We start from the raw sequence: 3,964 nt of genomic DNA, 5'->3' as shown, positions 1-3,964 counted from the left end.
GGTATTATCGCTTTCTTCACAGGACAATTAACATTCTCAAACGGTGTTACATCAATGCCTGGATTACCAGAAGGAATTATCGTTTCAAATCCAATTACTGCTGTATCTGACGTAATTAACTACGGATTATACGGCGTTGTATTTTCATTCTTCCTTGTTACATTATTCGATACAACAGGTACATTACTTGGTGTAGCTCAACAAGGTGGATTTATGAAAGACGGAAAACTTCCAAAAGCTGGACGAGCTCTTCTATCTGACTCATTCTCAGCAACAATTGGTTCTATGTTCGGAACAACACCATCAACAGCTTACATTGAATCATCTGCTGGTGTTGCAGCTGGTGGTCGTACTGGTTTAACAACTGTTACAGTAGCTGTTCTATTCGCACTAACAGCATTCTTCGGCCCATTAGTAAGTGCTGTTTCTGGTGTATCAGCTATTACTGCACCATCATTAATTATCGTTGGTAGTCTTATGATGGGTTCAGTTCGCCACATCGATTGGGACGCATTTGATGAAGCATTCCCAGCATTTTTAGTAATCTTAAGCATGCCACTTACATCAAGTATCGCAACAGGTATCGCACTTGGATTTATTTCATACCCACTTATGAAAGTGGCAAAAGGTAAATTCCGTGCTGTTCACCCACTTGTATATGTATTTGGAATTTTGTTTGCTTATCAATTAATTTTCTTACCACATTAAAATCCCTCATAAAGAGGGATTTTTTATTTATAAAAGAAAAGTAGAGCATCGAAATTAGATGCTCTACTTTTCTTTTGTTACTTTTAACACTTCTCATTTACTTGTAATTCTTTACTGTACTTTTGAATGAACACTGACGAAATAACCATTACCATCCCTACACTCAACCCAATAAGCTGATCTAGTAGCATTTCATCATGAATGAACCAGCGCAGTAAAAATACACCACTAAAAATAAGCAACATAGCAAATCCAGTATGTCTAAGACCTTTATATACATTTTCCATATGTATCACCTCTTCACATACTTTTATCCATATTATACCATACATCCATCAAGCAAACGTATTGTCCTCTGGCAGCATGCAGCTACCTTTTGATCGTGTGTTACAACTAGCACCGTTTTCCCTTGTTTATGAATCTCTTTTAAGATGCTCATAATTTTCTTTCCGTTTTCTTGATCAAGAGCACCCGTTGGTTCATCAGCGAGGATAATTTTAGTATCTTGTGCTAAAGCCCTTGCTATTGCTGTTCTTTGCTGTTCTCCACCTGATAACTCGTAAGGATATTTGTTAATATGCCTCTCAATCCCTACCATTTTCAGCATTTCTTTTGAAATTTGCATACGTTTCTTATGAGAAATTCTTCTATATACAAGCGGAAGCATTACATTTTCAACAACTGTATAATCATCTAATATCGAAAAGTTCTGAAACACAAATCCCACTTCCGTATTTCTATACTTATGATAGTTTGCCTTTAATGTACTTGTATCCACTCCATCTAAAAAATACTTTCCAGTAGAGGGGCTATCAATTAAGCCAATAATGTTAAGAAGAGTAGATTTCCCTGAACCAGAGGGGCCCATAATAGCTATCATTTCGCCTTGTTCTATTGTAAGATTAATATCTTTTAAAGCACTAAAATTACTATGTCCAAAGCACTTCGCTACATTTTCAAGCCTAATCATCTATAACACCTCTTTCATATATATTTTTTTATTTTTAATACAGTGAAATAAATGATTGCATATATAATGAAGATCATTATAATTGATAAAGCACCTATAACAACCAATGATTCTATAGAGACTTTTAACGTTCCAAAGAAAGATACTATACTATTTTCTAACCCTTTCTGAATTTCAATTACTCCGCTATTCTCCCATTGAAAATACATTATTCCTAAACATATCGATAAAACGAATAGCAACATATACTCAATAATAAATGGAAGACATATTTGAAAAGTGCTTGCACCTAACGCTGATTTAATAGAAATATTTTTACACTCCATATAAAGTGCTGCCATTGATGTTAACACGATAGATAGAAATGAAAAAAATAAGACTGTACCGCTTAATAATAAGGGGTATGACATATTATCAATACCTTGTTTTTCATTTTCTAACAATTTATTCGGATTTGTAACATAATACGAATAACCCTTACCTTCTGTTACCTTTAATACTTTCTTTTGAAATTCATTTATATTTATCTTCTCATTTGTTTCTATAATTAACCCATTGTATAAAAGTTCTGCACTATAGAACTCTATTTCTTCTGTTCCAATTGGTAAAATCGCCATGTCATCTAATAATGTAATACGATTATCCGATATTTCACCGCTTCGAGGATATGTGAATGGTGAATTTTTTTCTAAAAAGCCAATTACTTTTAGCTTCATTTTTCCAGATGGTATAACATCACCAATGGATACCTTACCTATATAATTAGCCCCTAATATAACAGGTCTAATATCAAATACTGATTTATGAAATTCCAATTCCTCAAAATATCTTCCTTGTGAAATTCGTATATGAAAGTACTTATTAATATCTTTATCAACAATAAGAGTCTTTATCGTTCCATTTTCTTCTTTTAAACTAAGTGAATAGTTACGGAACAAATAATTTGTTTTATTTGTTATTGGTATCGTATTAGATAACCCTTGCATGAAATGTTGATAATCATTTTTCGCTTTTTCTTCGCTAAACAATGTTATATCTTGCGTCGCATAAAGTTCATAGAAATTTTTATGAGTCGATAAATTATTTGCTATCGTCATCATTTTTCGATATCCGGAAAGATTACTAACAAATTCTATTGCTGAAGAAAATGCAATAATTAAAGAAATTACTATAATCAAACTTGGTAACAACCGTTTTTTCACAGACCGTATAGAATCAAATATAAAAAACATGAAGACCTCCTACGTTCTTAAATGTTTTCCAGGATATATATTTATAATGTGCTTGATTGGAATTACAGTAACACAAATTGTAAGAAGAATTATAAAAACAACATTGCATATCAATACATATAGTGTTAACGGTTTTACTAAGTATGTCTGAAAATAAGTATGAATTGTTCCCGAAAACATTTCTAACGTAATAAAAACTAAGAACATCGCTACTAGAGAAATAAACAAAATTTGAATATATAATTCGCAATAAATAGATATATTAGAAGCACCTACTGCTTTTTTTAATGAAATCTCTTTTTCTTTTTTATAAATCCAAAATAAAACCGCAGAAATGCCAGAAACAATTGCAACAAGAATGAATTTATAGTAATACTTATTTGCTGGATCTACATGTGTCACATCTAGTTCCTGAAGATTTCGTTCATTCAGTATTTGAACATCTCCCGAAAGCACTTCTTTACTCCTACCCATAAACTTTTTTATTTCGTTATGAATAGATGATGTAGGATTAACAACTGTTAATTGTAATTGTTTACTCGCGATAATACCTTTTTTAGATATAGTAGGTAAGTTTTGAAGTGGAACGTATATGCCTGCTACACCGACGTCACTGTCCTTTCTTGATATAGTTCCTATTTTTTTATATGTATCATCAAATTCATATAACTCCTCTACATTCGTTTGATCGCCAACAACCATATCGTTTACATTTTCACGATGAAAATATTGTCCTTCAGAAATATATGGCTTCCAATAATAATCATCTTTTAAGTTCACAGCTATGATCTTTGTTGCCCCTGAACTATTCAATGCTTTTAAATTTTCTACGTAAATATCACTTTTCACAAAAGTATCTTGTATGAGGGGAATTATCGTTTCCAATTCGGTTTCATTCGTTATCGGAACAGTTAACGTTTGATTCTTTTCTGGAAAACCAATTTGAAAGGCAGCTATAAAATTTCGTTTAGACTCTGTTAAAAGCGCGGCTACTGATATAGAAAGAAAAGAAATAAAAAATGACATAAGAAGAATTAAGAAAAACAGTTTATTA

Annotated in this window: 4 protein-coding genes and 1 pseudogene; 1 reads left to right on the top strand and 4 read right to left on the bottom strand. The window is 32.0% G+C overall.

Annotated features, from left to right (window positions below; genetic code table 11):
* A partial coding sequence (locus MR160_RS32955) for a solute carrier family 23 protein (RefSeq protein WP_242299143.1) occupies positions 1 to 708 on the top strand: 708 nt, incomplete at its 5' end.
* Positions 709 to 791: 83 nt separating this feature from the next.
* Here the strand turns inward: MR160_RS32955 and MR160_RS32950 are convergent.
* From MR160_RS32950 to MR160_RS32935, 4 genes and pseudogenes are all read right to left on the bottom strand, one after another.
* Complete coding sequence (locus MR160_RS32950) at positions 792 to 995, bottom strand: hypothetical protein (protein ID WP_044783318.1); 204 nt, start codon at positions 993 to 995, stop codon at positions 792 to 794.
* A 32-nt stretch (positions 996 to 1,027) separates the two neighbouring features.
* Positions 1,028 to 1,678, bottom strand: coding sequence for an ABC transporter ATP-binding protein (locus MR160_RS32945; protein WP_097826115.1), 651 nt, complete (start codon positions 1,676 to 1,678; stop codon positions 1,028 to 1,030).
* Positions 1,679 to 2,910: pseudogene (locus tag MR160_RS32940) on the bottom strand (ABC transporter permease family protein).
* Positions 2,911 to 2,919: 9 nt separating this feature from the next.
* The coding region (locus tag MR160_RS32935; protein WP_242299142.1) for an ABC transporter permease at positions 2,920 to 3,964 on the bottom strand (1,045 nt) is incomplete at its 5' end.

The sequence above is a fragment of the Bacillus cereus group sp. BfR-BA-01382 genome (genome assembly GCF_022663475.1).
GTDB classification, from domain to species: Bacteria; Bacillota; Bacilli; order Bacillales; family Bacillaceae_G; genus Bacillus_A; species Bacillus_A thuringiensis_S.
The sequence above is the reverse complement of the archived record's forward strand: the minus strand, read 5'-3'. Positions and strand labels throughout refer to the sequence as shown.

Coding starts and splice junctions, on each gene's coding strand:
- MR160_RS32945 (WP_097826115.1), bottom strand. CDS start 1,678: ATGATTAGGCTTGAAAATGTAGCGAAGTGCTTTGGACATAGTAATTTT.
- MR160_RS32950 (WP_044783318.1), bottom strand. CDS start 995: ATGGAAAATGTATATAAAGGTCTTAGACATACTGGATTTGCTATGTTG.